This window comes from Bradyrhizobium sp. WSM4873 (genome assembly GCF_055811355.1).
The window spans coordinates 1-25,366 of record NZ_JBVVPS010000002.1 but is presented as its reverse complement, the minus strand read 5'-3'; the positions used below and the strand labels follow the sequence as shown (position 1 = coordinate 25,366).

Here is a 25,366-nt window from a genome sequence, read left to right as displayed (position 1 = left end):
AAACTCATTCTCCCTCGGGACCAGTCAGCGCGCCGAGTGACACGGCCGCCAGTCAGTTTGAGGCGACTTTGTCCTGCTTTTGAATGTTTTTGTCGCATGTCGGCCGGACTAGCTGCATCGGATGTCGACCAGTTTCTCCAAGATTCTAGGCTCGCCTGAAAAAGTATTGGTGATGCAACCGGCGAGCAGTGTATAGTAAGACAACTTTAGGGTGGCGTCGTGAAGTCCAGTCCTGAATTTCAAGTTGCTTTCGATGTCGGCGATGACCGGTCGTACCGAACTTGCGCCGAGGACCTGCTCTTTGCGGTACGCCCCCTAGCTGATGGCCATTTTGTCTACGAGGGGGTGAACCCCTCGTTTGAATCGCGGCTTGGCTTGTCTTCCCAGGATATTTGGAATCTGGACGTCTCCGACTGCGTGGGCAGGAACGACGCCGGCTCCGTCTGTGAGGCGTTACAGGCTTGCCTCGCGGACCGGGCCGAGGTGAGAATTCGTCACCCACTCGCGCTTGGCGGGCCACGGCAAAACTTCGAGACCAGGATCATCCCGATCATCGATTCGGTAGCCGGCGTAATTGTCCGCTTGATAGGCAGCCATCGGGCTCTCGACGGGAAGCCCTTTGACGGCGCGACTGAACTGAACGCCTTCAGCCTGACGTCCATCCAGGAGGACATTCAGCAGCGGATTGCATCAGAGCTCCACGACTCGACCTGTCAGCATCTGATCGCGGCGAGCCTCGGTCTGATGCGGATCCGCACGCATCTCGGTGCTCTCGTCGATGCCGAGCAGCTTTGTGACCAAGTCGACGCTTCGATCGAGGAGGCGCTGAGAGAAATCCGTGCCTTGACGTATCTGCTACACCCCCAGAACCCGACGTTCGATGGATTGAAGGCTACGATCGAGCAGTACGCCAGAGGCTTTGGAACGCGCGCATCGCTGGAGATCAACACCAGGATTCCGGCCGTCGTCGATCGTTTGCCTTACGAGAGCCAGCGTTCGTTGCTGCGCATCGTTCAGGAAGCGCTGACAAACGTATTTCGCCACGCTAAGGCGACGGAAGTGAAGATCGCGGTCGACGCGACCGATAGGCACCTGCGACTGACGATCAGGGACAACGGGCGCGGCTTGCCGCTCAGCCGCCTCTCCAGAGGTGGGAAATCGACATCGATCGGCGTCGGGATTCCCGCGATGAAGGCCAGAGCAGAGCGGCTCGGCGGCACGCTAGACATCCAGTCTGATTTGGGGCCGCCGAGCCACGGCACGACGGTATGTGCAGTATTGCCTCATGATTTCACGTTGAACAGCCCAGTCGGCGGAAGACGCCATTAGGAACCATCCGGTTTACGCAGGCACGTAGAAGAACACTGGTTACCGGCGGCGGGCCTCTCCCGTTTGAGAGGCCCGGCTCCCGTGTCAAGAAACCTTGGAGTGCTCGGCCATGAAACGGATCCTTATCGCTGACGATCATGATGTGGTGCGTTCAGGATTGCGGGCGGTGCTCTCGCAGCGTGCGGATTGGGAGGTCGTCGCAGAGGCGACTGACGGAAGCAAAGCCGTTGCCGCAGCCATTGAGCACAAGCCTCATGTCGCCATCGTGGACTTCTCGATGCCACGCATGACGGGGGTTGAGGTCGCGCGTCAGATCAGGGAGTATCCGCTTCAGACCGAAGTGTTGATCTTCACTGTTTACAATTCCAGTCTGCTCGCGCAACAGGCGCTTCAGGCCGGCGCGCGCGCTTTCCTGTCCAAGTCGGATGCGAGCAGGTTTTTGCTGACGGCCGTCGATTCGCTTCTTGCACATAGACCATTCAGTGTCAGGAATAGGCCGAACGAATTTGATCGCGCAGAAAGCATCGGGTTGGAGCCCGAACATGGGCTCACTCCACGAGAGAAACTCGTCGTCAAGCTCGTGGCAGAAGGATACAGCAACAAGGGCATCAGTGCGATCTTGAGCCTCAGCGTCAAGACGACTGAGGCGCATCGGGCGGCGGCAATGCGGAAGCTCGACGTGAATTCGACTGCGGGTCTGGTCCGATACGCGGTCCGCTCCAGGTTAATCGAGGTGTGAGCAGGCCCGCGAGGATCGGGTATTCGCCGGGCGACATCAGGGTTTTCTAGGATAACGTCTTCAATGATTGCCGGTATCGTAGATTGAGTCTGCGGTCGGCAGTCTCCTTGACGCCGCATGGGCCGCCAACCGGCACGCGGGAACGACGCAGTGAAGCGCATCGTTGTTGCTGATGATCATGAGGTGGTGCGCTCTGGGCTTCGCGCCATCATCGAAGCTCGTCCCGACTGGACCGTCAGCGGAGAAGCGACCAATGGCGCGGAAGCCGTTGCATTAGCGCTGGAGACGCTACCCGACATCGTGATCGTCGACTATTCGATGCCGATGATGAACGGGCTGGAGGTCAGTCGCCGACTTAAATCCATGCATTTGCGCACGGAGGTGTTGATACTGACAATGCATGAAAGTGAGGAGCTGCTGACAGAAGCGATTCTGGCTGGCGTTCGGGGCTTTCTGTTCAAATCTGACGCGAGGAAGCACCTAGTTTCCGCGATAGAGGCGCTGCTGGACGGCAATCCGTATTTCACCGGCCTCCTGCTGGAAAAGATGCTTCATGACTATCAGGTCAACAAGGACAATAGGTCCGACCTGTTGCTTACCTCGCGCGAGCAGAGCGTGGTTCAGCTCATTGCGGAGGGACACACCAACAGATCTATCGGCGCGATTCTGAAGCTGCGGGTGAAGACGGTGGAGACGCACCGCGCATCGGCCATGCGCAAGCTAGGAACGTCGTCCACGGCCGACCTGGTCCGCTACGCGATCCGCAAGAAGCTGGTCGCGCCTTGAGGGACTTGGTCGAGGAAGAAAGCGACGCGTTGGGTATATTCCCGCCCGGCAATTAGGGTTTTTGAGGAACGCCGCATTGCGCCTCATCAAGTAAAGCGGGCGGAGGTGCCGGCGTGCTTGCGATCGCCTATTCGGCATGGCGAAGGACCTGGAACTCCGCGAGGCACCTGACGAGGAGCGTGATATGAGGCGACTACTGATTTTGCTCTTCCTTATCGGCCTTGCCGCAACGGTTTCCTTTGCTGAGGCTCTTGCGCAAAGTAATGCTGCGCGAGGAGCCGTCTCAGGCGCTATTGTTGGCGGGGCGGTGGGCGGCCGGCGCGGTGCGGCAATTGGTGCTACCGCAGGAGCCATCGCGGGCGCTAATTCGCGGCATCGTCGGTGGCACAACTATTATTGACGCAACGGTCGGTGCTGGTACCGCGCCCGCAATGGACGTTCCCATCCGGTGTCCATCAGGTACTGCCGCTGACGGGATGTTGCGGATCGATGCGCTTACCGCGATATGCGGTGGGGCACTCGGCTGATCCCCGAAGTTCCCCGCCGTGGCCATCGGCGAGAGGCCGACTTGGCCCCGCGACCACATTCGAGGAGGCAAGAATGTCAAATTATGATCCAGATTTGGCAGAACCAGGCGCCCGCGGCGACGCGCTTGCGATCGACGTCGGACTCCGCGACTACATGCTGCGCATCTACAACTATATGGCGGCGGGCGTCGGCCTGACGGCTGTCGCGGCATGGCTGAGCTATCAGCTCGCGGGTCCCGCATTGCTGCAGAGCCCGGTGATGTGGATTTTCATTTTGGCGCCGCTTGCGCTCGTGTTCTTCATTGGATCGCGCATCAACATGCTGTCGGTTGGGACGGCGCGCATCTTGTTCTTCGTCTACGCCGCCTTGGTCGGGATATCGCTCTCTACACTCCTGCACATCTACACAAGCACCTCGATTGCGCAGGTCTTCTTCATCGCCGCCGCGATGTTCGGGGCGCTCAGCACGTTTGGTTACGCCACCAGGCGTGACTTGTCAGGGCTCAGTAGCTTCTTGTTCATGGGCTTGATCGGCGTCGTAATCGCAAGCCTGGTCAACCTCTTCCTGAGGTCGTCCGGATTGGATTGGCTGATTTCGATTGTAGGCGTTGGGGTCTTCGCGGGACTCACCGCCTACGACACGCAGCGGATCAAGGCCATGTATGACGGGCAGGACGACCAGACTGCGACCGGGCGCAAATCCGTCATCGCCGCGCTGTCACTTTACCTCAACTTCCTCAATCTTTTCATGATGCTGCTGCGCCTGATAGGTGGCCGACGGTAGCTGTATGTCGGCTGCGCCGGATCAACCATTCAAAACGATCCAAAAATCGTTCCCAGAACGAGGATGGCGGCAAGCGCGATGATGCAGGTTACGATCACGGTCATCACCATGTCGAGATAGCTCTCGCGGTGGGTCAACCCGCTGATCTGGAACAGCAGCAGAACGGTGCCATTGTGAGGGAGGGCATCGAGCGTGCCAGCTCCAATCGTGGTCACACGATGCATCAGTGCGGGATCGATGCCGTTCTCTGCGGCGAGCCGAACGTAGGTGTCGCCAAGGATATTGAGTACGATCGCCATTCCGCCGGACGCGGTGCCGGTCAGCCCCGCGAGCACATTTACGGCGATCGTGAGCGAGATGAGGGGACCCCCGCCGACCGCAAGCAGCGCGTCACGCACATCCGCAAAGGCGGGCAGGGCGGCGACCACCGCGCCGAAGCCAACGAGACTGGCGATCGTCAGGATCGGCAAGACGGATGAAATGGCACCCGCGTCGAGGCTCTCGCGCAATGCTGGAAGACGCTTATAATTCAGGACGATGACGGTCAAGGTCGCCGCCGTCAGCGCAATGACGACCGACCAGACGCCCGCCACCGCCCCGATGGAGGTTCCGCCCCACACCTCTTCGGCCAGGAACGAAAAATCCAGGCGCGGGAGGATAACGAGTGACATGAGGAAGTTCGTGCCGATGACGACCACCAGCGGCAATATCGCCACAGCAAACGGAGGCACACTGGCGCTGTGCTTGCCGTGCCGAAGTTCGGCTGGATCAAAATCGCCCGCCGCCGACGCCTGCACGCGAATTGTCTCGTCCACGGGAGAACCCACCAAGCCGTCGTGATAACCCTCGCCTGCCGCGCGCGCCGCCGCTTCTGCGCGCCGGAGCCACCACATGCCGAGAACCATGATGATGATCGAGGCGATGATGCCTAGCCCGGGCGCCGCGAATGTCGTTGTGCCGAAGTAAGGCATCGGAATGGCATTGTTGACGGACGGCGTTCCTGGCATTGCAGACATCGTGAACGTGAACGCCCCCAGACCGATTGCGGCAGGCATCAAGCGCCGCGGGAGGTTCGCTGCCTGAAACATCTCTCTCGCCATTGGGACCAGCACGAAAAACGCGACGAAGACGCTGACGCCACCGTAGGTAACGACGGCTGACGCCAATACGACCGAGAGCATCGTGCGGCGGGTGCCCAGTCGATCCGTCAAGAACCGAGCAATCGACGCGATTGAACCACTATCGTCCATCAATTTGCCGAACAATCCGCCGAGCAGGAACATGGGAAACCACTGCGTCACGAACCGCCCGGCACCGCCCATGAATGTCTGGGTCCAGTGGGCGAGGAGGGGCTCGCCCGATATAGCGGCCGCCAGCAGTGCTGCTGCCGGGGCCAGCATGAGGACGCTCCACCCGCGATAGGCGAGCCACATCAGCAAACCGAGACCGAGAAGTATCCCAACGAGTCCCATGACCCAAGCCTCCGCCGAGTGCCGAATTACGCCGCAAGCGCTGCCGCGTCGTCGTGGGTACCAGCCGAGGCAGGTTCGAGACGTTGGCGCGGGAGAAGGAACATCCATGTGACGAGCACAAACGGCGCGGTGAGTGCGGGAATCGCAAGCGGCGTCAATGCAACGTTGAGCGCGGCTTGTGCGACGACCGTGACCAGCGTACCCAGCATGGCATAAATCGCGACTCGCCAGCTCGGCTGGTAGAACACGGTTCCTAGGGCGATCGCCGTCAGCACTGGACTGAACCCAAGAAGGCCGCCGGTGATCAGTTCGCTCTCGGCTCCGAAGAGATGGGCCGTCAGGACGGCCAGCGTCGCACCCGCGATTGCGAAAGCGGCGGCCGACATCGAATTCACGGCGAGCCCGATGAGCAGCAGGAACGCAGCCACGCCATTTCCCTTCAGGAACACCTGCGAGATGCTTCGTAGGACGCCCCGGACAAGATCCGCGAGCTTGAGCGGGTCAGTCTCATAGGACTGAAACGCCGAGACGACATTGCCGGATGGCAGCGCAGTTCCTACGAGACCGGAAAACCCATACGTGGCCAACAACAGAAGCCATGTCGTGAGTACGAAGGGGAACGTGAGGCTGGATAATCCTAGCGGCTTGACGCTGTTGGCGATCCCGAGCATTGCAATGACCGAGACCGACGCTCCCAGCACCACATAGACCCACATGAGTGCATTCGGCGATAGAAATGTCGCGAGCGCCAGTCCGACCAGGATGGCGTTGTATCCATAAAGTCCCGAATGAAGCGACGCAGTATCGACGCGAAGCCATTGGGCCGTGAGGTTTGCAACGACCAGCGCGAGGACACCGGCGATTCCGATTCTACTGACGCCAGCGGCGTACGAGGCCCAGGCGATCGCCGCCAGAAATAGGACCCCGGTGAGCGGGTTGTTCTGAAACATCACTTGGCCGGTGCTGCGCAAATTTATGTCCAGGAATCGCAACACGGCCGAACGTGCGCAGAGGCTCTCCCACTTCGCCAGGATCGTTACCATTCCTGCCTCCTCGGCCCCGTCCAGGCCTGTTGTAGGCACAGTTCTCGGGTACGATCGCCCGCTACCGCCAAAGATAGGGGGGTGGTAGCGCGGCGCCGATGACCTCCTCGCGGACCAGCCCCCAGAATTCGCGAACCTTGGCTTTCACCTGCGCGGTCTCGCGGCCCAGTACCTTGAAAACGAGCCCAGCGTCATTGGGCAGTCGACAGGCGCCGAACGCCAGGCCGCCCCTCAGATCCACATCGGCGACGGTACGCTCGTGGATGCGTTCGGCCTTGTCCTTGGAGGCGCACAGGATCACGTTAGCAAACACGTCGAACGAATCCATCACGCCGGTTTGCCGCATCGCGTATCGTTGCGGCTCGATGACCAACTTCTCCGCAAACAGCACGCGGCCGTCGGGCCGCGCTCCGGACGTTGAGATGGAAAGTATCGTGGCACCGAAGCACTCGTCCCGATGATGGTGCTTGCGGCCCGGCTGAATGATCTCAGATAGAAGCAGGGTGGCCGAAGGCGCGACGAAGATCTGCGTATCGCTAAGATACCGCGAATGCCGATGCGGGATGACGGGATCTGGAAGAAATTCCAGGTAGGCATCATCCGCGAGCGTGATGGTCTGGCTCTGCGCCGCATAGTTCGCGTCCATCGTGTGGATCTTTGTGGCGGATTGCGAGGTAAGGTGCACCTGCGCACCCCGCCCCACGGTGATATCGAGGGCGAGCCTGTCTCCCTGGAGCACGCAGCCCGTCGTGGTGATCAGGAAGAGGGACGCCATACCCGGCATTTCCTCGTCGCAATAGAGCGCGCGCTGCACCATATACGGCGCACGCCGCTCCAGCGTCGCCAGAACCGTTCGACCGGAGCGGTGTTCGAGGCCCAGGCGCAGGAAACCGGACTTGCCAATCGCGCCGCTCCTCATCTGCCGCGGTTCGTCCTGGAACGAGGCGAACTCCAGGCTGGATGCGCCGATGGCCTCGGCGCGAGCCCAGGGGGGGAACGCCGCGGGTATCATGCTGGAAGCCGTCGCTGGACATCGAAAAGGAATTCCTGCTCGATCAGGGCGACCAATTCCGGGATGCCTTCTCCGGTCTTGCAGTTTGTGAACAGGAACGGCTTGAGGCCCCGCATCATCTGCGAATCTCGCTTCATCACGTCGAGGCTAGCTCCGACATGGGGCGCAAGATCTGTCTTGTTGATGACCAGCACGTCGGAATAGGTGATCCCGGGGCCGTTCTTGCGCGGAATCTTATCGCCCGCGGCGACGTCGATCACGTAAATGAAATAGTCCACCAGCGCGGGGGAGAAAGTCAGCGTCAGGTTGTCGCCGCCACTTTCGATCAGCACCACGTCGCTGTCCGGAAAACGCCGCTCCATGTCCTCGACCGCCGCGAGGTTCATGCTCGGGTCTTCGCGCACCGCCGTATGAGGGCATGCCCCGGTCTCGACTCCGATGATGCGCTCCTGGAGTAGAATTCCCTTGAGTGTGCGTTGGACATGCTTGGCGTCTTCGGTCGTAACGACGTCATTCGTGATGATGAGAACCTTGACACCGAGATCGAGCAAACGCGGCGTAATGGCTTCCACAATCGCAGTCTTGCCTGATCCCACCGGGCCACCAATGCCAATGCGTGTGATGTTCTTCGACATCGAAACTCCATTCGTCAATTCATGAACAGGCGGACATGCGCCTTGGTGTGGACGGCGGCCAGAATTTCCGACAAGGGCGCAAAGCCGGCCATGTCTTGAAGCCGCGCAGCCGCGGCTGTCGGGTACGTCTCTTCCGCCTTCCGGATGAGCTCGTAGAGAATCTTCTGGGTGTCGATGTGACTGACCTTCATCAGCCGTAAGGCTGCCCCGAGGATCGTCGTCGCAACTCCGTATTGATGCACGACGAACGCTTGGCTGGCCGGCAGGTTCTGTACGGCAAAGCCGATCGCGAGTGCTATGGGGAAGCACCCGGGCGTAGCAGATGCTCGGATGCATTCACGCCAGGTGCGAAGCAGTGGCGCACCGACCACCTCTACTCCCATCTCTGTGAACTTCTTGCCCATTCGAACCGACATCGCCCGAGTTTCCTCGGAAAGTTTGCGCGCGTAGACGTTCGCATCGATCCAGGCGAGAGTATCAACGTCGTCCACGGTTGCCGCGCGATGCGCGGCAATCAGCGCGATGCAGTCGCCGCGTGCCGCCTGATCGAGCGCAGTGGAGGCGAACGATCGAAGCGTGGCCGTGTTGGTGACGACGCCTTTCTGAATCGCGGATTCCAGGCCCGAAGAGAACGAGAAGGCGCCGATGGGGAACATCGAGTCACCGAACTGCAGCATCCGCGAGAGAAATGCAGCGTTGACCGGCGCGTCGGCGCTTTCATTCTCGATGGTCATGCGCGGAACCGGCCGCTGCCGGCGAAGATTGGCCTGAAGGTTCCGAGTGGACGTGGAGACGCATCGGCGGATCCCCGTAGACTTGTCCGCTACCGAGCTCGACGCCAGCGTAGCTCTCATGCACGTGCGAATGTACCGGTCCTTCTGCGCCACCGAAGAGCCGCCGTGATTCATGTGGAGCGAGATACGGGATGACGTCCCGACCGGGCACGAACTCGTAGCGGAGCCCCTCAAAGCGATGTGTGTTCATGACGGACGCCATCACCTTGCGATCAACGGTGAGCGGGACATAGACAACTGTGTCCTTTACTAGCGCCGGCCAATGCTGATTGCCCATCGCGTGGCCGAGCTCCAAGCATGTCCGCATCGCCAGTTTGGGCGCGACGCTCATCAACTCGTGCAGATGGACGATCATCACGTCACGCAGCTCTATGCGTGCGACGATTGCAGAACCCACCTGAGGGTCCCAGAGCAGGACGTCTCCATCGCGAATATGGGTACCGCGATCCATCGAGACCGCGACCTGTACACCCTTTGCCGTCGTCGTGCGGAAGCGGCTCTTTTGCGCTTGCCACTGGTCGATCTCCAGCAAGTCGGTCTCGGCGGCGGCCAGGCGTTCGTGCCACTCCCGCTCGCCGATGTTGCCCATGACGGTCTCGATGAGGATCATGACAGGTGCCTCAACTGAAGAAGTATTTTTGGTTCAAAGAGACCGTCTTCAAGGGCGGAACGGTCGCGTGTTTGCCGTCGACAGTCACCGCGAAAGTCTCCGGATTAACCTCGATGTTCGGCGTGCCGGCATTTCGGACCATGTTGCTCTTGCTGATGTTGCGCACATTTCGCACCGGCATCACCTGCCGGCGGAGACCCAGCCGCTCCTTAATTCCCGCAGCATGCGCGATGCCGGAAACGAAGGTGATGCAATTCGCGGCGAGCGCACCACCCTGAGTTCCGAACATGGGCCTATAGTAGGTAGGCTGGGGGGTCGGCAGCGACGCGTTCGGATCGCCCATGACGGCCCAGCTGATGAAGCCGTTCTTGATCACGATCTTGGGTTTCGCGCCGAAGAACGCGGGCTCCCAAAGGACTAGGTCCGCGACCTTGCCGACCTCTATGGAGCCGAGCACGTCGGCAATGCCGTGCGCGATGGCGGGATTGATCGTGATCTTCGCAACGTAGCGCAGCACTCGGAAATTGTCGTTGCCGGGCGCGTCCTCCGGGAGCTTGCCGCGGCCGATCTTCATCGCATCGGCGGTCTGGATGCAACGCAGCCAGCATTCCCCGATGCGTCCCATGGCTTGGGAATCGCTCGAGAACATCGAGATGACCCCGAGGTCCTGAAGAACGTTTTCCGCTGCAATGGTCTCGGCCCTAATGCGGCTCTCGGTGAATGCGACGTCCGACGGGATGTCCGGACTGAGATGATGGCACACCATGATCATGTCATAGAGCTCCGCCTGCGAGTTGATGCCATAGGGGAGCGTTGGGTTTGTCGAAGATGGCAGAACGTTCGGGAGGCCGGCGATCTTGATGATATCAGGCGCATGGCCACCGCCCGAACCTTCGGTATGGAAAGAATGGACCGTCCGCCCTTCGAAGGCCTCAATCGAGTCATCGATAAAGCCGGACTCATTCAGGGTGTCCGTGTGAATGCAGACCTGGGTGTCCGTTTCGTCGGCAACGGTGAGGGCGGAGCGCAGCACCGCCGGCGTAGTGCCCCAATCTTCGTGGCATTTTACGCCGACTGCGCCCGCCTCGATCTGTTCGACGAGGGCCGCTTTGCCATGTCCATGGCCTTTGCCGAGAATGCCGACGTTGAGCGGCCAACCCTCGAACGCCCGCAACATCATACTGATGTTGCCGGGACCGGATGTCACTGTCGTCGCATTGGAGCCGTCTGAAGGGCCAGTCCCGCCGCCTATCAACGTCGTCGTGCCATTCGACAGTGCGGCTTCCACCTGCTGCGGAGAAATAAAATGAATGTGTGTGTCGATCCCGGCGGCCGTCAGGATGAGATGGGAACCCGAGATGGCGTCCGTGGCCAGCCCTATCTCAAGGCCCGGCGTAATCCGATCCATGATCTGCGGATTTCCGGACTTGCCGATGGCACAGATTCGGCCATCCTTGATTCCCACATCCGCTTTCACGACGCCAAGCATCGCGTCGATCACGGTGACGTTGGTGATCACCAGGTCGGGAGCACCACCGGCCCGTGTCACTTGATTGTCCATACCCATGCCTTCGCGCATGCTCTTACCACCGCCGAAGACAATTTCGTCCCCGTAGCCGCCCCGCAGATCGCGCTCGATCTCGACGAATAGACCCGTATCGCCGAGGCGGATGCGATCTCCTGTCGTCGGGCCAAAGAGGCCGACATATTCGTGCCGAGAAATACTGGCCATCGCGTTCCCATTTGGAAAAAGTTGCGTTCGAGGCCGTCTTATGTGGAGCGAAATCCTCGCTTAGCTGCCTGCGCGACCGCGTTGGATTTGACTGTGGAGGCGTCCGGGCCGGCAGTCGGGCCGTCTACGAGGTTGTTGAAGCCATAAACGGCCCGCTTGCCGCCATAACGGACGAGTTGAACCTCACGTTCGTCGCCGGGCTCGAACCGCGTAGCCGTCGACGAAGGGATATTGAGGTGCATCCCGAAGGCCGCGGCGCGATCGAATTCCAGCGCGCGATTGACCTCGAAGAAATGGAAGTGCGACCCGACCTGGATCGGCCGGTCTCCTGCGTTGCGGACCTTGAGCGTCGTCACCGGGCGATCGGCATCGAATGTGATCGCTGATGGGCTGCAAATGTAGCCCCCGACCGGCACATCCATCGACGCGGGGTCGGCATCGGCGGCAACTTTGGGGCCGATCTTCGGTCCGGCCATGTCGATCTCCCTCCGTCACTGAATCGGCGTATGTACGGTCACGAGACGACTCCCGTCGGTAAACACCGCCTCGATCTGCACCATTGGAATCAGATCGGCGACGCCATCCATCACATCGGCCTTGCTCAGGACGGTGCGCGCCTCGTTGGTAACGTCCTCGATTGTCTTCCCGGCACGTGCTCCATCGAGCGCAGTCGCGGAGATCACCGCTACGGCTTCCGGATAGTTCAGCTTCAGGCCCTTGGCTTGCCGCTTCAGTGCAACGTCAGCCATCATGTAGACCAGCAGCTTGTCGAATTCTCTTGGCGTGAGCTGCATACAGCACTCCCGGGGCTGCAAGCCAAGGGCAGCTGCCCATTCATGTATCCAGTCATGCAGACGCGCGCCGTAACGCGCAATGGGGCTTCTACCTAGTCATGTGTCGGAAAATACTTAGCGAGCCGAATGCCCCTGCGACGCCTTGCCCGAGAGCTCTTTTCCCCGATATGATCGTTGCCGCTAAACGTCTTACTGGGGTGCGGCCGTGATGGGCCACTCGCCGAAATGGTCTCTGCCGGTCACCCATTCGACCACGGTTGTTTTGCTTGGTGGGCTCTTCACCGCCAACATTGCGGTCTGGGCCTGGGCCTTCGCGCTGTTTTCCGAACAGCCCGCAGTGATGGCGACCGCTCTGCTTGCCTGGGTGTTCGGGCTGCGCCACGCCATCGATGCCGACCATATCGCCGCTATCGACAACGTCGTGCGCAAACTGATGCATGCAGGCGATGCGCCAAGATCCCTGGGCCTCTATTTTGCGCTCGGCCATTCGACCGTCGTCGTGGTCGCGACCATGCTGTTGGCGCTGGGAGTGGGGACGCTTGGCGGGGACAGCCTGCTCAGGGAGATCGGTGGCTTGATCGGCACGTCAGTGTCGGCGATCTTCCTTCTGGCAATCGCAGCCGTCAATCTCGCCATCTTCGTTGGCTTGTGGCGGACGTTTCGCGCGGCACGCGAGCAGGGTGTTGGTGGCGCTGAAGGCCTCGATGCGCTGCTTGCCAATCGCGGAAAGCTGGCGCGATTGCTAGGCCCGATGTTCCGTCTCGTGACAAAGCCGTGGCACATGTACCCGCTGGGACTGCTGTTCGGGCTCGGCTTCGACACCGCGACCGAGATCGGCCTGCTCAGTATTTCCGCTACAGAAGCCGCGCGCGGCGCTTCGCTCGCCGATGTGCTGGTCTTTCCCGCCCTGTTCGCTGCCAGCATGGCGCTGGTCGACACCGCCGACTCGGCGTTGATGGTGAGCGCCTATCGCTGGGCGTTCGTCGATCCCTTGCGTAAGCTCTGGTACAACCTGACGATCACGGGCGCGTCTGTTGCGGTCGCGCTGTTCATCGGCGGCATCGAGGTGCTCGCGCTCGTCGGCGATCGACTCGGCCTGTCGGGGGGAATATGGTCGCTGGTAGACCGTCTCAACGAGTCGCTGGCGAATTTCGGCCTCGTCGTGATCGCACTGTTTGCGGTTGCCTGGCTCGTCTCTGTCGTCCTCTATCGTCGGATGTTTGCTGACCATCGGCGGCTAGCATCGGATGTGCCCCCGCGCCCCGATGCGACCGAGGCGGTGTGAGCCGAGCGGACGCTGCGGCGTAGCGATAGTGGCGGCAGCGTGCGATCTATCCGCGGCTTACTCGATAGGCTTGGCTCCAAGAATGAATTCTAGCAGTGGCGGAAACACCAATTACTTGGCGCTCTTCGGCCGCATAACGCAACGCGGTGATCTCGGCTCCTGGCAGGGCAAACGCCTACCGCGCGAAGTGTCGGCTGGACCTCAACGACAACTTCACCTAGGTCCTCAACGATCCCGTGTTCGGCGAGCAGTTCCACCACCACGACGATCGCGTCATGGCCGGCTCCGATATTTAGTGGGTGCTGAGCAACTGGTACCGAGCACGCCGATGCAGACAGCTTCGGCGGCGTGCGGCGGGCGCTATCTCGCATCCATCCTGCTGGTGGAAAACGATGGCGCCGCATGTCGCATGATTGTAGGTCCGTAGTCGAACGGACGCGCGCCGCGCAGCATTCTGCACTCGAGCGATCGGTACTATTCATCGCGTTGCCCCAGGGTTTTCTAGGATGTCGCAACGGTAGGTCGCCGGCTAACTTAATGAGGCTACGCCTGTGTTCTAGCTTGGCCAACGGAGTTTCCGTCGAGCGGGAGGTTTTCATGTCCGATCTCGTGGCGATCGTCTACCCGTCTGAAGAAAAAGCGGAAGAAGTGCGTCAACGTCTCCTCAGATTGCAAACGGAGTACCTGATCACGATCAGTGACGCCGTTATTGCGGTCAAGACTGAAGCAGGCAGCATCAAGCTGAATCAACTTGTCAACACGACCGTGACGGGCGCAATGTCTGGAAGTTTCTGGGGGCTCCTGATCGGCGTTCTGTTTCTCAATCCGGTCATAGGCGTCGCGTTGGGCGCCGCTTCGGGAGCGCTGGGCGGTGCGCTGTCCGATTTCGGGATCAACGATGGATTTATGAAGGAGCTGTCGGCCAGCATCCAGCCGGGCAACGCCGCCTTGTTCGTCTTGGTCAAGAACATGACCGCGGACAAGGTGCTCAAGGAGATCAAGGATGCCGGCGGGGTTGTGTTGAAGACATCTCTCGACGAGAGCAAGGAAAAGATCTTGCGCGATGCGCTCGCCAGCGCGGCGACCAAGCCGGCCGACTAGGTGTGGTCTTTTCGGGAGGGGCGGTTTGGTCTGAACCGAGCAAGCAGCGGTTGCGAGTCGAAGCGAGATCAGATGCATGTCCACAAGAATGCGCCCATTAACGCCCATGGTCGAGAGGTGGCGATCTTGCGAAACCGCCTGGTCCAGTCATGGCCGCGCCGGGTGAAGACCTTGAAGTCCTCGCTGACGATGTGGAGCTGGGCGCGGTAGCCGTCGTACTTGATCTCGTGGAGCCAGCGGCCGCCGCGTGGGACCTGATCGAACTGCTCGGCGAGCAGCGGCTCGATGAAACCGGGATACGGCGCCTTCACCCCGATCGGCACGACCTCCTTACGCTGGGACGCCACTCACAGACTCAACATCACGATCACAGAGTTGAGGTCAGGCAGCTCCCCGTAGAGGCAGCGCCAGTTGGACAGCGAAGGACCTTGAAGCGTTGGCTTGGCCGCCGTGATCTGGTCGCGGGCCCCGACGCGCTCGGCCAGCTCATCGGCGACCTCCCTGGTCGCATCGCGAGACCAGCCCTCGATGGCGTTGAAGGCGACGATCCGGACCGGATAAGCATACTGGCCAGACAGCAGGTCGCGGATAATGGTCTCGATAGCGGTGTCCTGCTCGTCGGTCTCACGCCAGGAGCAACCGGCGCGGGCGCCGAAGTCTTCCAGGACCAAGGAGACATCCCGGTCGAGACGATCCAGCGGCACGATCGACGGCGCATGAGGCATGACGCAACTCTTGGACAAAGGGAGCAATCGTGAATCGTTCCGGCTGATGGACCTACGGTGGTGATCGTGTTCGCGGCGTCGCGCCCGCGAACGGTTCCGGGCTGCCCCGCGAGAACCGGCGAGCAAGGCCGGTGCTGGCCCCTCGATCCTACTTTTTTGCAGGCCGTGGCGTATTCCGAGATGTGATGATCTCGCTGCGCTCGTTCGACATACGACGCACCTCGTCGTTCGATCGCATGGCGCTGACGTTCTTGCCAGAAACAATCTCACGGAAGACGCCGCGCAGCTTGCCGTCGATTACCGCAGTGCGGTCCGGCTTTAGTTCGATGCGCTTCGTCATCTCATGCTCCCGCTGCGATCGAGTCTACGACGTCTGGTCTTGGGCTCAATATAGCGCCAATCGATTGGGCTAAATCTCTAAGCGGTTGAACGTTCGCCTGAGTGTAACGTCCAACCCTGCTGCTCGTTGCGACTAATACGCCAATCGGCTGATGGCCCTCATTTACGTCAGGAATACAGATCGAGGCCGTGCCGCGATAGCGCACCTTATCAAGTTCCACTGCTCCTCGTCTCGAATGCCGAAAAGCTGGGAACGTTGATCGGCAACGGTTTCGAGCAATTGCTTGGCAGCTTCTTCCAATCCATCCCTGAGAGGGGCGGTGGTTAGAAGCGCGCTTTCGACAGCGCGCGCCGCGACACCTAGGCAGCTTATGTGGGCCGACAGCTGAATGAGTTCAACCCGTTGTCTGTCGATCTCGTGTTGGAGCTCTGAGCGTCGAGCTGCCGCAATCTGTGGGTTTGCCTTCCCAGCATTGAGCGCGTGCATGATCCCGATCTGGGCGAACATCACCGGCCCGCCGCGCTCCGTGACCAGCAGCAGCGCTCCATCCCGCCTGCCATTCCGGCCAGTCGTGAACCGCCTCCGGCAGGTTGCGATGTAGCGGCCCGCGCCCAGCAAGGTGACCAACTCGCCTCCCGGCGCCTTGATCGGATTGTCGAAAGGCCGTCCCCCAGCCTAGTTCGATCACCGCGACGTCAGGGCGCGAGGACCCTTGCTGGTCCAATCGGGACGGACGTCAGCGCCGCGCGTTCCGCAGGCGGAGCAGACGCAGCGCTCCTCGATCTCGCTCAGTCGGAGTTCGTCGGGCCAAGTGTCGGCGTTGACCGCGACGTGGCGGCGGCAGCGGAAGTTGCCGCAATGGACCAGGACGCCTCGAACGCCGGAGGCGCGCATCTCGCTGATGGTAATCTTTGGGGGTGGCATGCCGGCATGAAAACGCGGCTCCTGTCGGGCTGCAAATTATCGATTTGTAGGGGCATCGATGGGCGGCGAGCTACTGCCGGTCGTGGGTGTGGATCAAGTTGGCGCCCGACCTTGTTTACCCCAGAGTCTCGTCGACTAACACACATTCGGACATTCGGGAAAAACCGTCGGCTTCTAAGCACAATGTTTGCGGGAGTTTGTCCGAACCGGCTATGAAATCATTCGATTTTCGACACCCTTCCAAGCTGAATACGAGGGTTCGATTCCCTTCACCCGCTCCATCCCAACAATTGATGCATCTCGATGAACCGACCTTTCCCGGGTCAAGCCAGTCCCAATGTCGGCTGGAGCTTGGTGCAGGTGGTCTCGCGATCACCGGGTGCGTTTCGGGTCGGCAGAGCGACTCTATTCCTGTTCGCTATCCTTCTCCTCGCGCTGCTTCCGGGCACGATCGACTGCGCCGCCCTGGGGCTGCCCGCCGACCTTCACGCCGGGGAGATGATCGACCTTATTGTTGGCGGCGTCTTCGGCACGCTGCAATTCACGATCGACGATGTCGCGTGATCCTTCTGCCGGTTCCTTGTCGGATGGGCTCTTGGTATTGGTGCTCATGATTGATCCTGCTCGTCGCCGCACGTTGATTTGCTGAGGCAAGCGCGGCTCACGCCCATCGTTCCTGTCGAGGCGGCAGCTTTTGTGCAGGCTCTTTATTCCCTGTGGTCGTCGATTTCGGGGGCGACCTGTCCGTAGTTCAGCAGGGCGACGAGGGTCGTTCCGCCCAGAATGTTGCCGAGGAGTGTCGGTACGAAGAAGTCCGAGGCATATTGTGAGAGCGATGCCCGGCCGCTTTGCACCAGGAAGCCGCACTCGACCGAGCCCGCGATGATGTGCGCGAACTGGCCGAGCGCGACCACATAGGTCATCACGACGACGAGGTGCGGGCGCGATCCCTTCACGGCAGGCAGTAGCCACGCCATCAAGGCGATCAGCCAGCCGGCAAACATCGCCCGGACAAAGGTCGTCGCGAACGTACCCTCGATGGTGTGGCGGCTCAGATCCACGAAGGCGTCCACGATGCGTGGTTCGAAGATGCTGGTGTGCGCGAGCACGGATCCGACCGCCCAGGTTCCCGCGATGTTGGAGGCCAGCACCAGGCCCCACAGCTTGATCACGCTCCACAGCGTGGCGAGATCCCTGTTGTGCAACAGCGGCAGGATCGGTGTCAGCGTGTTCTCGGTGAAGAGCTGCTGCCGTCCCAGCACCACGACCAGGAAACCGACCGTGTAGCCGAGCGGAGCCACCAGGCGCCGGGTGGCCTCGTCGGAGATCAGCGCGTGAAACTCGCCCTGGACGATCAGGGACAATCCCATCGAAAGACCGGCGGCGAGACCGGACAGCACGATAGCCCACCATCGCCGCTCCAGTTCCTGCTCACCCTCGGCGCGGATCGTCTCGTGGATGAGTGCGGCGTTCGGCCGGCTTTGGGATTCGATCTGCTCGGTCTGGCGCCGCGAAACGCCGTCGAGCTTCGAGGCTGGATTGAAGGAGGCGCCGTCGCCAGGCTGGTCCACTCCGCGGTCTCCTGAAGGGCCGGTTCATCTCAAGGCCCGGAGCGGCGAGGGGTTCCTCGTGAGTGCTTCGCCGCCGCAGCTGTTGAGGAGCGGCGACGCTGAGGCCGACGATCAGGAACCTTCGCTGGAAGCGGGTGTTTTCCAACGGGGAGGGGTGGCGATCTGACAAGAGGCCAACCGTGCAAGACAATTTGCGTGTGCGCTCCACCGCGCAAATCGCAGGCCATCCCATTCATCCGATGCTGGTGCCGATTCCGATCGCGTGCTTCATCGGGGCGCTGCTGACCGACATCGCCTATGTCGTCACTGCCGAGATCATGTGGGCGGATTTTTCCGCCTGGCTTCTGGTCGTCGGCGTCATCTTCGGCGTGCTGGCAGCCATCGCCGGTCTGACCGATTTTCTCGGTAACCGCCTGGTGCGGGCGCAGCCGCCGGCCTGGCCGCATCTGATCGGCAACGCGCTGGCGCTGGTCCTCGCCATCGTCAATGCGTTGATCCACACGCGCGATGCCTGGACCTCGGTGTGGCCGACTGGGCTCCTTCTTTCAGCCATCACCGTCTTGATCCTGCCGGTCACCGGCTGGCTCGGCTGGGCCATGGTGTACCGCCACGGCGTAGGAGTTGCGCGATGAACTCCGCAATCGCTCGCGCGCTGTTGTGTGCTTCGCTGCTGTGTCTGGCCGGCTGCAATGACGGCAGCGGCGATCCGAAGGCGCAAACCGGCGCCAACCCGACGCTACCCGACATCCAGCAATATCTGCTGCCGCCGATGCACATCGCCCGCATCGTCGGCTGGAAAAAGGACGAGACGCCGGCCGTTGCGCAGGGCTTGCAAGCCAAGGCCTTCGCGACCGGCTTGCAGCACCCCCGATTCCTCTACGTGCTTCCCAACGGCGACGTGCTGGTGGTGGAATCCAAGGCGCCGAAGGGTGCCCCGATCAAGCGGCCCAAGGAAATCGTGATGGGATATATCGAGTCCTGGGCGACATCCGGCGGCGACACCGGCGAGAGCAACCGCATCACGCTGCTGCGCGACAGCAATGGCGACGGCGTCCCGGACACGCAAAGCGTCTTCCTCGACCATCTCAACTCGCCGTTCGGCGTCGCGCTGGTCGGTAACGACCTCTATGTCGCCAACACCGATGCGATCGTCAGATATCCCTACACGGAGGGGGATACCAAGATCACCGCACCGGGCACGGTGCTGACGCAGCTGCCGGGCGGACCGATCGACCATCACTGGACCAAGAGCCTGGTCGCAAGCCCCGACGGCTCAAAGCTCTATGCCGGCGTCGGGTCCAACAGCAACATCACCGAGAACGGCATGGAAGCCGAGCACAATCGCGCCGCCATCCTCGAGATCGACCGTGCCAGCGGCCGCTGGCGCATCTTCGCAAGCGGCTTGCGCAATCCCAACGGCCTCAGTTTCGAGCCGCAGACCGGGGCGCTGTGGGCAGTCGTGAACGAGCGCGACGAACTCGGTCCCGATCTCGTGCCGGACTACATGACATCGGTGAAGGACGGCGGCTTCTATGGCTGGCCCTACAGCTATTACGGCCAGCATGTCGATCCCCGAGTCAAGCCGGAGCGGCCCGACCTCGTCGCCAAGGCGATCGTGCCTGACTATGCGCTGAGTTCGCATGTCGCGCCGCTTGGAATGGCCTTCAACACGAGCGCGAGTTTGCCGGCCGCCTATCGCGGCGGTGCCTTCGTCGGCGAGCACGGGAGTTGGAACAGGCAGGTCTTGAACGGCTACAAGGTGGTGTTCGTGCCGTTCACGGACGGCAAGCCGAGCGGCCCGCCGCAAGATGTCGTCACCGGCTTCCTCAACAGCGACAACCAGGCGCGCGGGCGGCCCGTCGGCGTCGCCATCGACAAGACCGGCGCGCTGCTGGTCGCCGATGACAGCGGCAACACGGTGTGGCGCGTGACCGCCGCGCACCCGCAGCTCACACAGCGATAGATCTCGAGGAGTTTCACCATGGGCCTTGCTCAATACACGATCGTGCCCGTGCAGGATGAATGGGGCGTGCTGCACGACGGCGACGTCAGGAACAGATACTCCACCAAGGAAGCGGCCTTCGAGTCGGCGGTGGCTGCCGCCTCGCTGGCGCTTCGCGAGGGACACGAAGTCCATGTCAGCGTGCCCGGCCGCGAAGCCGGCGAGAATGCGCTGGGAATTTGATGGGACACTCCGAGCAGAACACTTCAGGAGGCTGCGATGACCAAGCCCGGTGAGCCGAACGGCATTGAGCCCTCCCGCTCCGAAGACGACATTCAGCGCGACCAGCTCGGGCCGCGCGGCGTGCCGAATGCGCCGGATCCGGCCAAGATGACCCCCCAACGCGACAAGAAAACGCCGAAGCACGTGGATCCCGGCCATACAGCCTGACGGCTGCCCCGCAGCTTTTCTGTTCGGGCCGGTAAGTCGCCGCCCCGGCGGTCGTCGACTACGCCGCCGCAACGATATCCGTCTTGGCAAAGTCGTCGCCGACGTAAAGAAGTGCGCAGCCATGCTCCTTGGCGACATCGTAGGCGAAGCAGTCACCAAAGTTGAGACCGGCAGGACGAATGCCTTTGCCCCAACGCGAGTAGATTTGCGCCACGCGTTCGGCCGAAGATTGGGTCACTGAGATCACGTTGAAACCGAGATCGTTAATCAGCTTGTTCATCTCTTCGTCGACGCCCCGCCGTGCCGCGACGATCAGGCTTTCTGCAACGGAGGCCGCCGAGATCAGGATTTCGTCGGCGGTGTCCAGCGCGGTGATGCAAGCATCGGCCTGCGGTTCGTCGAGCACGATCGCCATCAGTGCGGAGGTATCGACCGCGATCATTCCGGCAGTCCGTCGTCGCCGAAAAGAAAGTCCTGACTGCGCGCGGCGCTCGGTCCGGGAATAGCTTTGGCCCCGCCGGTCCTTCGCGCCGCCTCGAGCACGGTCCGGCGGGCGGCGCGGTCCGGCGCAAGCTTGACCGGGACGAGCCGCACCGCGGGATGTCCATGCCGCGTCAGGATCACCTCGTCGCCGGCCTCTGCGCGGCGGACAAGATCGGTCAATTGTCCTTTTGCGTCGGTAACGGAGACCCGCATCTCATTGTCCTTCCTCAATTTTCATAAAGTGGACCATGCAATGGTCCAATGTCAACCGCCTCCCACCCCACCATCGCCGGACGCGATCTCGCGGCCGATCTCGGCATGAACCTGCCGGCGGTGTTCGCCGGGACGTGGGCTCTCGCACAAATAACATCATGTTAGGTTTGTCGAATAACTGGGTAATTGTGTTAGCCCAGCGAAAGCCTATCGTCGCCACCCAGCAGACACCGATCGGCAATGACAAGCGCTCGCGAAACTCCGCAGAGCGGCCGGAGAGTGCTGCCCAATTTTGAGCGAAGCCCGTCAACGGGACGTCAGTAAAAACCCAAGGGAGGAATTTTGAGATGACCGCGATCAATCAGATGAGTCAGTCCAGGAAAGCCGCAGCCAGCGGCTGGATCGGGTCGGCTCTCGAATATTATGACTTCTTCATCTACGCGACCGCCGCGTCACTGATCTTCCCGCAAATCTTCTTCCCGTCGGAGAATCCCACCGTCGCGATCGTCGCCTCGCTGGCGACCTATGGCGTCGGGTATGTAGCCCGGCCGATTGGCGCGTTCGTCCTCGGGCACTGGGGCGACACCCACGGCCGCAAGACGGTTCTCATCATCTGCATGTTCCTGATGGGCATCTCGACGATGGCCGTGGGTATCCTGCCGACCTACCAGCAGGTTGGCATCCTGGCGCCAATTCTGCTCGTCATTCTGCGCCTCGTGCAGGGATTTGCCGTTGCCGGCGAAATCTCAGGCGCAAGCTCGATGATCCTGGAGCACGCGCCGTTCGGTCGGCGGGGCTTCTATGCCAGCTTCGCCCTTCAGGGCGTGCAGGCCGGACAGATCCTCGCCGCAGCAATCTTCCTGCCCTTGGCGGCCTACATGCCGACCGAGGCCTTCAACAGTTGGGGGTGGCGCATTCCTTTCCTGCTCAGCTTCTTCGTCATCGTCGCGGGCTACATCATTCGTCGCGAAGTCGACGAGACTCCGGCCTTTGCCCGAGAGGGCGAGCGGGGAGAAGCGCCGAGGGCGCCCATCGTCCAGGCTATCAGGCTGAGCTGGCGCGACATGCTCAGGGTCATCTGCATGGCCCTGATGAACGTCATTCCTGTGGTTGCGACCATCTTCGGCGCGGCCTATGCGGTGCAGCCGGCCTACGGGATCGGTTTTGCCAAGGACGTCTATCTATGGATCCCCGTGCTCGGAAATATGCTGGCGGTGTTCGTCATTCCCTTCGTCGGAAATCTCTCCGACAAGGTCGGCCGCAAGCCTCCGATCGTCGTCGGCGCGCTGCTCTCGGGCGCGCTCGCTTTCGGCTATCTTTATGCCATCAGCATCAGGAATGTGCCGCTGGCAATATTGGTGTCGCTGCTGATGTGGGGCGTCGTCTATCAGGGCTACAACGCGATCTTCCCGAGCTTTTACCCGGAGCTGTTTCCGACCCGCACCCGCGTCTCGGCGATGGCGATCTCGCAGAACATCGGAACCACCATCACCGCATTGCTTCCCGCCCTGTTTGCGACCGTCGCGCCTCCCGGCTCGACCAACATTCCGTTGACGGTGGGGGCGATTGCCTTCGCTATCACGGTCATCGCCGCGCTGGCGGCCCTGACCGCGCGGGAAACCTATCGGATCAGGATCGACGATCTCGGCAATCCCAATGCCGTTCCGATGCCGCGGGCAGATTATGACCGTCAGCGCGCCGGCGATGCGGTGAGCGGGGCTGCCACGGTTCGGACCTGACGGATATGGTAGAGGCAACTGCCGCCGCGATCGATGATGTTCGCGGCGGCAGGGCCTCACTACATAGTCAGGCTGCCGATTCGAATTTGGCGCGCGTGAGCGCAATCAATATGAGGTTGCAAGATGAACCCTGCTGTCATTGCTGTCGCCATCACCGGCTCCGTTCCGCGCAAGAAGGACAATCTCGCGGTCCCGATCCTGCCGTCCGAACAGATCGAATCGACGCACCAGGCCTTCGAAGCCGGTGCCACGCTCGCCCATATCCATGTTCGCAACGATGACGAGACGCCGTCCTCCGATCCCGAGCGTTTCGCCATGGTGCAGGCGGGGATCAAGAAGCATTGTCCTGGCATGATCGTTCAGTTCTCGACCGGCGGGCGGGGTCGCGATCCCTCGGCGCGCGGATCGTCGCTCTACCTGAAGCCGGACATGGCTTCGCTGTCCACGGGTTCGGTGAACTTTCCGACCATCGTGTACGAGAACAGCGCCGCGCTGGTCGAGACCCTCGCCACCGGCATGAAGGCGAATGGCATCCGGCCGGAAATCGAGATCTTCGATTTGTCCCATCTGCATGGCGCCCGCCGTCTGATCGAGGCGGGGCTGATCGACCAGCATTCGCATGTGCAGTTCGTCATGGGCGTCAAGAACGCCATGCCCGCGGACGAGCATGTCCTCGACATTCTGCTGGGAGAGCTCAGGCGGCTGATCCCGAAGGCGACCTGGACGGCGGCCGGGATCGGACGCCACCAGGCCGAGGTCATGGGCTGGGCGCTCGCGCGGGGCGCCGATGCGGTCCGCACCGGACTCGAGGACAATATCAGGATCGACAAGGGGCGCCTCGCGGCCAGCAACGCCGAGCTGGTGACCATCGCTGGTGCGGCTGTCGCGCGCCACGGTCGGCGCGTGGCGACTGCGGCCGAGGCGCGATCCCTGCTCGGGCTCGCGGGGCAGGGAGCTCCTGCCGCCTCCTGACATGCTCCCGGCCGCCTGCTGCCATTCGTCGGCCGGCGTTTCCGTGCGCTGAGTCTCCGGCTAAGACTGGCGCCACAGGCGTGATCGGCGCCTGCCGGGCAGACGACGGTTGGAATGCGGTTCTTGAAATCTGACAGCAGGCTCATCGGGGTCCTGCTGGTGCTTGCGGTCTCCCAGCTTGTCGGGTGGGGTACGATAGGTCTTCCCGCCATCGTCGGCCGTGATCTCGCGGCCGATCTCGGCATGAGCCTGCCGGCGGTGTTCGCCGGGACGTCCGTTCTCTATGTGTCGATGGGGCTGTGCGCGCCCTGGCTCGCCAAGTCGTTTGCACGGCACGGTGCACGAAAGGTGATGATCTCAGGCACGGTCCTCACCGTGCCGGGCTTCATCCTGCTGTCCCTCGCGCGCGAGCCGACGCTGTATTTCGCGGCCTGGATCGTCCTCGGCATTGCCGGCAGCGCCACGCTTTCGACCGGCGCCTATATCATGCTGAACGAGGTCGCCGGGCGGCAGGCCAAGAATGCCATCGGCGCGCTGATGCTGGTGACGGGCCTGTCGAGCAGCATCTTCTGGCCGACGACGTCGTTCCTCAGCGGTCTGCTCGGCTGGCGCGGGATGTGCCTCGTCTATGCGGCGATGATGGTCGTCATCAACCTTCCGCTCTATGCGTTCCTCGCACCGCGCCGGAAAATCGCCGGTGATCGTGGTGGTGAGCCGGCGAAATCTTCGCCGCCGCCCGCGATTCCCAGGAGCACGTTCAGCCTCGTCGTCGCCGCGATCACGCTCAATGCCTTCGTCAATTTCGGCATCGGCGCCATCATGATCGAATTGTTGAGGGCGGAGGGGCTTCCCCCGGCGCAGGCGCTTGCGTTTGGCTCGATGCTGGGCGTGATCCAGGTCAGCGCCCGCGGGCTCGATTTTCTCGGCGGAGGGCGGTGGGACGGAATCACGACCGGGCTCGTCGCCGGCACGGCGCTCCCGGTCGCCATGCTGCTGCTGATGACGAGCGATGGCGCGACCTGGGCGGTTGCGGCCTTCATCCTGCTCTATGGCGCCGGCAGCGGCGCGATGGCGGTGGCGCGGGCTACGATCCCGCTCGTGTTTTACGATCAGGCCGAGTTCGCCAAGGCGATGTCGATGATCGCGCTGCCGCTCAATCTCGCCTCCGCGGTCTCGCCGCCGCTCCTTGTCGGCCTGCTCACGCAGTTCGGCAGCCGCGGCGCGCTCGGTCTCACCTTCGTCTGCTCCTGCGCCACGGTGCTGATCCTGGTCCTGCTCGGCCGCCGGCGGCCGCAGGTGGCCGCAGCGGCCGTGACCTGAGAATATTCGCGCTGCGGAAATTACCGCGCCGGTGACCCTGCGCC

31 protein-coding genes and 1 pseudogene are annotated in these 25,366 nt (G+C 61.8%); 14 read left to right on the top strand and 18 right to left on the bottom strand.

Features of this window, described 5'->3' with window-relative positions; translation table 11 throughout:
* The first annotated feature begins 219 nt into the window (after positions 1-219).
* The 5 genes from AC0L21_RS04110 (at position 220) to AC0L21_RS04090 (ending at position 4,165) form a co-directional block, all read left to right on the top strand.
* Entirely contained in the window at positions 220-1,329 is a 1,110-nt protein-coding gene (locus AC0L21_RS04110; RefSeq protein ID WP_473258473.1) for a sensor histidine kinase, read from the top strand.
* Positions 1,330-1,438: 109 nt separating this feature from the next.
* Positions 1,439-2,068, top strand: a complete 630-nt coding sequence (locus AC0L21_RS04105) for a response regulator (protein ID WP_473258470.1) — start codon at positions 1,439-1,441, stop codon at positions 2,066-2,068.
* Positions 2,069-2,218: 150 nt separating this feature from the next.
* Positions 2,219-2,854: a response regulator transcription factor gene (locus AC0L21_RS04100; protein WP_473258467.1), complete on the top strand. Its 636-nt coding sequence runs from the start codon at positions 2,219-2,221 to the stop codon at positions 2,852-2,854.
* A 136-nt stretch (positions 2,855-2,990) separates the two neighbouring features.
* Positions 2,991-3,254, top strand: coding sequence for a YMGG-like glycine zipper-containing protein (locus tag AC0L21_RS04095; RefSeq protein ID WP_473258465.1), 264 nt, complete (start codon positions 2,991-2,993; stop codon positions 3,252-3,254).
* A 200-nt stretch (positions 3,255-3,454) separates the two neighbouring features.
* Positions 3,455-4,165, top strand: coding sequence for a Bax inhibitor-1/YccA family protein (locus tag AC0L21_RS04090; protein ID WP_473258462.1), 711 nt, complete (start codon positions 3,455-3,457; stop codon positions 4,163-4,165).
* A 29-nt stretch (positions 4,166-4,194) separates the two neighbouring features.
* Here AC0L21_RS04090 and AC0L21_RS04085 read toward each other — a convergent pair whose 3' ends face one another.
* From AC0L21_RS04085 to AC0L21_RS04045, 9 genes are all read right to left on the bottom strand, one after another.
* The gene (locus tag AC0L21_RS04085; RefSeq protein WP_473258460.1) at positions 4,195-5,637 is read right to left on the bottom strand and encodes a GntP family permease; all 1,443 of its coding nucleotides are present in this window, start codon (positions 5,635-5,637) and stop codon (positions 4,195-4,197) included.
* A 26-nt stretch (positions 5,638-5,663) separates the two neighbouring features.
* Complete coding sequence (yut, locus tag AC0L21_RS04080; protein WP_473258457.1) at positions 5,664-6,680, bottom strand: urea transporter; 1,017 nt, start codon at positions 6,678-6,680, stop codon at positions 5,664-5,666.
* A gap of 61 nt (positions 6,681-6,741) precedes the next feature.
* On the bottom strand, positions 6,742-7,692 hold the full coding sequence (locus AC0L21_RS04075) for an urease accessory protein UreD (protein ID WP_473258454.1): 951 nt from the start codon (positions 7,690-7,692) through the stop codon (positions 6,742-6,744).
* The gene (gene ureG, locus AC0L21_RS04070) at positions 7,689-8,327 is read right to left on the bottom strand and encodes an urease accessory protein UreG (RefSeq protein ID WP_473258452.1); all 639 of its coding nucleotides are present in this window, start codon (positions 8,325-8,327) and stop codon (positions 7,689-7,691) included. Before ureG ends, AC0L21_RS04075 begins: the two co-directional genes overlap by 4 nt.
* Before the next feature lie 14 nt (positions 8,328-8,341).
* The gene (locus tag AC0L21_RS04065) at positions 8,342-9,061 is read right to left on the bottom strand and encodes an urease accessory protein UreF (protein ID WP_473258450.1); all 720 of its coding nucleotides are present in this window, start codon (positions 9,059-9,061) and stop codon (positions 8,342-8,344) included.
* Positions 9,045-9,731, bottom strand: a complete 687-nt coding sequence (locus AC0L21_RS04060) for an urease accessory protein UreE (RefSeq protein ID WP_473258448.1) — start codon at positions 9,729-9,731, stop codon at positions 9,045-9,047. The genes AC0L21_RS04065 and AC0L21_RS04060 overlap by 17 nt, the downstream gene beginning before the upstream one ends.
* 10 nt (positions 9,732-9,741) lie before the next feature.
* Positions 9,742-11,463 carry an urease subunit alpha gene (locus AC0L21_RS04055; protein WP_473258446.1) on the bottom strand — a complete coding sequence of 574 codons (1,722 nt, stop codon included), beginning with the start codon at positions 11,461-11,463 and terminating at the stop codon, positions 9,742-9,744.
* Between the two features lie 38 nt (positions 11,464-11,501).
* On the bottom strand, positions 11,502-11,885 hold the full coding sequence (locus AC0L21_RS04050; protein WP_473259411.1) for an urease subunit beta: 384 nt from the start codon (positions 11,883-11,885) through the stop codon (positions 11,502-11,504).
* A 69-nt stretch (positions 11,886-11,954) separates the two neighbouring features.
* A complete protein-coding gene (locus tag AC0L21_RS04045; RefSeq protein ID WP_473258444.1) occupies positions 11,955-12,257 on the bottom strand; it encodes an urease subunit gamma in 303 nt (100 codons plus the stop codon).
* Between the two features lie 208 nt (positions 12,258-12,465).
* Here AC0L21_RS04045 and AC0L21_RS04040 point away from each other — a divergent pair, with 208 nt between their 5' ends.
* A complete protein-coding gene (locus tag AC0L21_RS04040; protein WP_473259409.1) occupies positions 12,466-13,542 on the top strand; it encodes a HoxN/HupN/NixA family nickel/cobalt transporter in 1,077 nt (358 codons plus the stop codon).
* Between the two features lie 597 nt (positions 13,543-14,139).
* Complete coding sequence (locus tag AC0L21_RS04035; RefSeq protein ID WP_473258442.1) at positions 14,140-14,643, top strand: DUF1269 domain-containing protein; 504 nt, start codon at positions 14,140-14,142, stop codon at positions 14,641-14,643.
* A 68-nt stretch (positions 14,644-14,711) separates the two neighbouring features.
* Here AC0L21_RS04035 and AC0L21_RS04030 read toward each other — a convergent pair whose 3' ends face one another.
* The 7 genes and pseudogenes from AC0L21_RS04030 to AC0L21_RS04000 form a co-directional block, all read right to left on the bottom strand.
* Positions 14,712-14,990, bottom strand: coding sequence for an ATP-dependent DNA ligase (locus tag AC0L21_RS04030; RefSeq protein WP_473258440.1), 279 nt, complete (start codon positions 14,988-14,990; stop codon positions 14,712-14,714).
* Between the two features lie 34 nt (positions 14,991-15,024).
* Positions 15,025-15,368, bottom strand: a pseudogene (locus AC0L21_RS04025) (hypothetical protein).
* Positions 15,369-15,516: 148 nt separating this feature from the next.
* Positions 15,517-15,708, bottom strand: a complete 192-nt coding sequence (locus AC0L21_RS04020; RefSeq protein WP_473258438.1) for a hypothetical protein — start codon at positions 15,706-15,708, stop codon at positions 15,517-15,519.
* A 162-nt stretch (positions 15,709-15,870) separates the two neighbouring features.
* Positions 15,871-16,335: a hypothetical protein gene (locus tag AC0L21_RS04015; RefSeq protein WP_473258436.1), complete on the bottom strand. Its 465-nt coding sequence runs from the start codon at positions 16,333-16,335 to the stop codon at positions 15,871-15,873.
* A 57-nt stretch (positions 16,336-16,392) separates the two neighbouring features.
* Positions 16,393-16,632: a hypothetical protein gene (locus AC0L21_RS04010; RefSeq protein ID WP_473258434.1), complete on the bottom strand. Its 240-nt coding sequence runs from the start codon at positions 16,630-16,632 to the stop codon at positions 16,393-16,395.
* 405 nt (positions 16,633-17,037) lie between these two features.
* Positions 17,038-17,244, bottom strand: coding sequence for a hypothetical protein (locus tag AC0L21_RS04005; protein ID WP_473258431.1), 207 nt, complete (start codon positions 17,242-17,244; stop codon positions 17,038-17,040).
* 95 nt (positions 17,245-17,339) lie between these two features.
* Positions 17,340-18,203 (bottom strand): formate/nitrite transporter family protein, encoded by an 864-nt coding sequence (locus tag AC0L21_RS04000; protein WP_473258428.1) that lies wholly within the window; start codon positions 18,201-18,203, stop codon positions 17,340-17,342.
* A gap of 179 nt (positions 18,204-18,382) precedes the next feature.
* Between AC0L21_RS04000 and AC0L21_RS03995 the strand changes: the two genes are divergently transcribed.
* The 4 genes from AC0L21_RS03995 to AC0L21_RS03980 are packed head-to-tail and all read left to right on the top strand — an operon-like array spanning position 18,383 to position 20,595.
* Positions 18,383-18,835, top strand: a complete 453-nt coding sequence (locus tag AC0L21_RS03995; protein ID WP_473258426.1) for a DUF2231 domain-containing protein — start codon at positions 18,383-18,385, stop codon at positions 18,833-18,835.
* Positions 18,832-20,166: a PQQ-dependent sugar dehydrogenase gene (locus AC0L21_RS03990; protein ID WP_473258423.1), complete on the top strand. Its 1,335-nt coding sequence runs from the start codon at positions 18,832-18,834 to the stop codon at positions 20,164-20,166. The genes AC0L21_RS03995 and AC0L21_RS03990 overlap by 4 nt, the downstream gene beginning before the upstream one ends.
* 18 nt (positions 20,167-20,184) lie before the next feature.
* Positions 20,185-20,388 carry a hypothetical protein gene (locus tag AC0L21_RS03985; RefSeq protein WP_007602912.1) on the top strand — a complete coding sequence of 68 codons (204 nt, stop codon included), beginning with the start codon at positions 20,185-20,187 and terminating at the stop codon, positions 20,386-20,388.
* Between the two features lie 36 nt (positions 20,389-20,424).
* Positions 20,425-20,595: a hypothetical protein gene (locus AC0L21_RS03980; RefSeq protein ID WP_473258416.1), complete on the top strand. Its 171-nt coding sequence runs from the start codon at positions 20,425-20,427 to the stop codon at positions 20,593-20,595.
* A 58-nt stretch (positions 20,596-20,653) separates the two neighbouring features.
* Here the strand turns inward: AC0L21_RS03980 and AC0L21_RS03975 are convergent, their stop codons facing one another.
* Both AC0L21_RS03975 and AC0L21_RS03970 read right to left on the bottom strand, forming a co-directional pair.
* A complete protein-coding gene (locus AC0L21_RS03975) occupies positions 20,654-21,037 on the bottom strand; it encodes a type II toxin-antitoxin system VapC family toxin (protein ID WP_473258411.1) in 384 nt (127 codons plus the stop codon).
* Positions 21,034-21,291: a type II toxin-antitoxin system Phd/YefM family antitoxin gene (locus tag AC0L21_RS03970; protein ID WP_473250990.1), complete on the bottom strand. Its 258-nt coding sequence runs from the start codon at positions 21,289-21,291 to the stop codon at positions 21,034-21,036. The genes AC0L21_RS03975 and AC0L21_RS03970 overlap by 4 nt, the downstream gene beginning before the upstream one ends.
* 347 nt (positions 21,292-21,638) lie before the next feature.
* Here AC0L21_RS03970 and AC0L21_RS03965 point away from each other — a divergent pair, with 347 nt between their 5' ends.
* The 3 genes from AC0L21_RS03965 to AC0L21_RS03955 all read left to right on the top strand — a co-directional run bounded on the left by AC0L21_RS03965 (position 21,639) and on the right by AC0L21_RS03955 (position 25,322).
* Entirely contained in the window at positions 21,639-23,030 is a 1,392-nt protein-coding gene (locus AC0L21_RS03965; RefSeq protein ID WP_473258408.1) for an MFS transporter, read from the top strand.
* 123 nt (positions 23,031-23,153) lie between these two features.
* Positions 23,154-24,002 (top strand): 3-oxoadipate:acetyl-CoA acetyltransferase, encoded by an 849-nt coding sequence (locus AC0L21_RS03960; RefSeq protein ID WP_473258405.1) that lies wholly within the window; start codon positions 23,154-23,156, stop codon positions 24,000-24,002.
* Between the two features lie 114 nt (positions 24,003-24,116).
* Positions 24,117-25,322, top strand: a complete 1,206-nt coding sequence (locus AC0L21_RS03955) for an MFS transporter (protein WP_473258401.1) — start codon at positions 24,117-24,119, stop codon at positions 25,320-25,322.
* Positions 25,323-25,366: the final 44 nt, after the last annotated feature.

Excerpts from the sequence above, each read along its gene's own strand:
- AC0L21_RS04045 (WP_473258444.1), bottom strand. The coding sequence starts at position 12,257 with ATGCAGCTCACGCCAAGAGAATTCGACAAGCTGCTGGTCTACATGATG.
- AC0L21_RS03955 (WP_473258401.1), top strand. The coding sequence starts at position 24,117 with ATGCGGTTCTTGAAATCTGACAGCAGGCTCATCGGGGTCCTGCTGGTG.
- AC0L21_RS04075 (WP_473258454.1), bottom strand. The coding sequence starts at position 7,692 with ATGATACCCGCGGCGTTCCCCCCCTGGGCTCGCGCCGAGGCCATCGGC.
- AC0L21_RS04060 (WP_473258448.1), bottom strand. The coding sequence starts at position 9,731 with ATGATCCTCATCGAGACCGTCATGGGCAACATCGGCGAGCGGGAGTGG.
- AC0L21_RS03985 (WP_007602912.1), top strand. The coding sequence starts at position 20,185 with ATGGGCCTTGCTCAATACACGATCGTGCCCGTGCAGGATGAATGGGGC.
- AC0L21_RS04095 (WP_473258465.1), top strand. The coding sequence starts at position 2,991 with ATGGCGAAGGACCTGGAACTCCGCGAGGCACCTGACGAGGAGCGTGAT.
- AC0L21_RS04020 (WP_473258438.1), bottom strand. The coding sequence starts at position 15,708 with ATGACGAAGCGCATCGAACTAAAGCCGGACCGCACTGCGGTAATCGAC.
- AC0L21_RS04040 (WP_473259409.1), top strand. The coding sequence starts at position 12,466 with ATGGGCCACTCGCCGAAATGGTCTCTGCCGGTCACCCATTCGACCACG.
- yut (WP_473258457.1), bottom strand. The coding sequence starts at position 6,680 with ATGGTAACGATCCTGGCGAAGTGGGAGAGCCTCTGCGCACGTTCGGCC.
- AC0L21_RS03990 (WP_473258423.1), top strand. The coding sequence starts at position 18,832 with ATGAACTCCGCAATCGCTCGCGCGCTGTTGTGTGCTTCGCTGCTGTGT.
- AC0L21_RS03965 (WP_473258408.1), top strand. The coding sequence starts at position 21,639 with ATGACCGCGATCAATCAGATGAGTCAGTCCAGGAAAGCCGCAGCCAGC.
- AC0L21_RS04010 (WP_473258434.1), bottom strand. The coding sequence starts at position 16,632 with ATGCCACCCCCAAAGATTACCATCAGCGAGATGCGCGCCTCCGGCGTT.
- AC0L21_RS04105 (WP_473258470.1), top strand. The coding sequence starts at position 1,439 with ATGAAACGGATCCTTATCGCTGACGATCATGATGTGGTGCGTTCAGGA.
- AC0L21_RS03970 (WP_473250990.1), bottom strand. The coding sequence starts at position 21,291 with ATGCGGGTCTCCGTTACCGACGCAAAAGGACAATTGACCGATCTTGTC.
- ureG (WP_473258452.1), bottom strand. The coding sequence starts at position 8,327 with ATGTCGAAGAACATCACACGCATTGGCATTGGTGGCCCGGTGGGATCA.
- AC0L21_RS04005 (WP_473258431.1), bottom strand. The coding sequence starts at position 17,244 with ATGAGCACCAATACCAAGAGCCCATCCGACAAGGAACCGGCAGAAGGA.
- AC0L21_RS03975 (WP_473258411.1), bottom strand. The coding sequence starts at position 21,037 with ATGATCGCGGTCGATACCTCCGCACTGATGGCGATCGTGCTCGACGAA.
- AC0L21_RS04035 (WP_473258442.1), top strand. The coding sequence starts at position 14,140 with ATGTCCGATCTCGTGGCGATCGTCTACCCGTCTGAAGAAAAAGCGGAA.
- AC0L21_RS03980 (WP_473258416.1), top strand. The coding sequence starts at position 20,425 with ATGACCAAGCCCGGTGAGCCGAACGGCATTGAGCCCTCCCGCTCCGAA.
- AC0L21_RS04065 (WP_473258450.1), bottom strand. The coding sequence starts at position 9,061 with ATGACCATCGAGAATGAAAGCGCCGACGCGCCGGTCAACGCTGCATTT.
- AC0L21_RS03960 (WP_473258405.1), top strand. The coding sequence starts at position 23,154 with ATGAACCCTGCTGTCATTGCTGTCGCCATCACCGGCTCCGTTCCGCGC.
- AC0L21_RS04090 (WP_473258462.1), top strand. The coding sequence starts at position 3,455 with ATGTCAAATTATGATCCAGATTTGGCAGAACCAGGCGCCCGCGGCGAC.
- AC0L21_RS04055 (WP_473258446.1), bottom strand. The coding sequence starts at position 11,463 with ATGGCCAGTATTTCTCGGCACGAATATGTCGGCCTCTTTGGCCCGACG.
- AC0L21_RS04050 (WP_473259411.1), bottom strand. The coding sequence starts at position 11,885 with ATGGATGTGCCGGTCGGGGGCTACATTTGCAGCCCATCAGCGATCACA.
- AC0L21_RS04085 (WP_473258460.1), bottom strand. The coding sequence starts at position 5,637 with ATGGGACTCGTTGGGATACTTCTCGGTCTCGGTTTGCTGATGTGGCTC.